The 2,297-nt window shown below is 51.1% G+C and carries 2 rRNA genes (1 of these 2 running past the window's edge); both read right to left on the reverse strand.

The annotated features are described in order from the left end of the window. Position 1: 1 nt before the first annotated feature. Positions 2-114 (reverse strand): 5S ribosomal RNA (gene rrf / locus AC07RV_RS45750). Positions 115-254: 140 nt separating this feature from the next. Then, positions 255-2,297, reverse strand: a 23S ribosomal RNA gene (locus tag AC07RV_RS45755) (it continues 927 nt past the right edge of the window).

A 2,297-nucleotide genomic window follows, 5' to 3' on the forward strand; every position in this document is an offset into this window, starting at 1 on the left:
AGCCTGACGATGACCTACTTTCACACGGGAACCCGCACTATCATCGGCGCTGAGTCGTTTCACTGTCCTGTTCGGGATGGGAAGGAGTGGGACCAACTCGCTATGGTCATCAGGCATAAAGGGTTGCCTAGCTGATCACATGATCAGCCAAACGAATTCATAGAGTTTTGAATCAGCACGCGCTTAGGCGTTATTTGAATGTATTTTGAATGCGTCAACTTGGCATAACACCTTGATCTTCTGATCAAAGTTATAGGGTCAAGCCGCACGAGCAATTAGTATCAGTTAGCTTAACGCATTACTGCGCTTCCACACCTGACCTATCAACGTCCTGGTCTTGAACGACTCTTCAGGGGGCTCGAGGCCCCGGCAGATCTCATCTTGAAACGAGTTTCCCGCTTAGATGCTTTCAGCGGTTATCTCTTCCACACTTAGCTACTCGGCAATGCCACTGGCGTGACAACCGATACACCAGAGGTGTGTCCACTCCGGTCCTCTCGTACTAGGAGCAGGCTTCCTCAAATCTGCAGCGCCCACGGAAGATAGGGACCAAACTGTCTCACGACGTTTTAAACCCAGCTCACGTACCTCTTTAAATGGCGAACAGCCATACCCTTGGGACCGGCTACAGCCCCAGGATGAGATGAGCCGACATCGAGGTGCCAAACACCGCCGTCGATATGAACTCTTGGGCGGTATCAGCCTGTTATCCCCAGAGTACCTTTTATCCGTTGAGCGATGGCCCTTCCATACAGAACCACCGGATCACTATGTCCTGCTTTCGCATCTGCTCGACTTGTCAGTCTCGCAGTTAAGCACGCTTATGCCATTGCACTATCGTCACGATGTCCGACCGTAACTAGCGTACCTTCGAACTCCTCCGTTACGCTTTGGGAGGAGACCGCCCCAGTCAAACTGCCTACCATGCACTGTCCCCGATCCAGATAATGGACCTAGGTTAGAACCTCAAACACACCAGGGTGGTATTTCAACGTTGGCTCCACAAGATCTAGCGACCCTGCTTCAAAGCCTCCCACCTATCCTACACAGATCTGTTCAAAGTCCAATACAAAGCTACAGTAAAGGTTCATGGGGTCTTTCCGTCTTTCCGCGGGGAGATTGCATCATCACAAACATTTCAACTTCGCTGAGTCTCAGGAGGAGACAGTGTGGCCATCGTTACGCCATTCGTGCAGGTCGGAACTTACCCGACAAGGAATTTCGCTACCTTAGGACCGTTATAGTTACGGCCGCCGTTTACTGGGACTTCAATCAAGAGCTTGCACCCCATCATTTAATCTTCCAGCACCGGGCAGGCGTCACACCCTATACGTCCACTTTCGTGTTTGCAGAGTGCTGTGTTTTTAATAAACAGTCGCAGCCACCGATTTTTTGCAACCCATTCATGCTCCGTTGTTCACTTCACACTAATAGGGCACACCTTCTTCCGAAGTTACGGTGTCAATTTGCCGAGTTCCTTCTCCTGAGTTCTCTCAAGCGCCTTAGAATACTCATCTCGCGCACCAGTGTCGGTTTGCGGTACGGTCGTATACAGCTGAAGCTTAGTGGCTTTTCCTGGAACCTCGTTCAGTCACTTCGCGAGCAAGCTCGCTCGATCGTTGGCCTCGGTATATGTGCACCGGATTTGCCTAATGCACGCCTACATCCAACTAAACCGGGATATCCAACACCCGGATGACCTATTAAGATCCGTCCCCACATCGCACTGTATATCGGTACAGGAATATTGACCTGTTTCCCATCAGCTACGCATCTCTGCCTCGCCTTAGGGGCCGACTCACTCTACGCCGATGAACGTTGCGTAGAAAACCTTGCGCTTACGGCGAGGGGGCTTTTCACCCCCTTTAACGCTACTCATGTCAGCATTCGCACTTCTGATACCTCCAGCACGCTTTACAACGCACCTTCACAGGCTTACAGAACGCTCTCCTACCACTTGCAATAAATTGCAAATCCGCAGCTTCGGTAACTGGCTTAGCCCCGTTACATCTTCCGCGCAGGACGACTCGATCAGTGAGCTATTACGCTTTCTTTAAATGATGGCTGCTTCTAAGCCAACATCCTGACTGTTTTAGCCTTCCCACTTCGTTTCCCACTTAGCCAATTTTAGGGACCTTAGCTGGCGGTCTGGGTTGTTTCCCTCTTGAGTCCGGACGTTAGCACCCGGTGCTCTGTCTCCCAAGCTGTACTCTTCGGTATTCGGAGTTTGCCTTGGTTTGGTAAGTCGCCATGACCCCCTAGCCAAAACAGTGCTCTACCCCCGAAGGTAATACTTG

The organism is Variovorax sp. GW821-FHT09B01, from assembly GCF_059418345.1.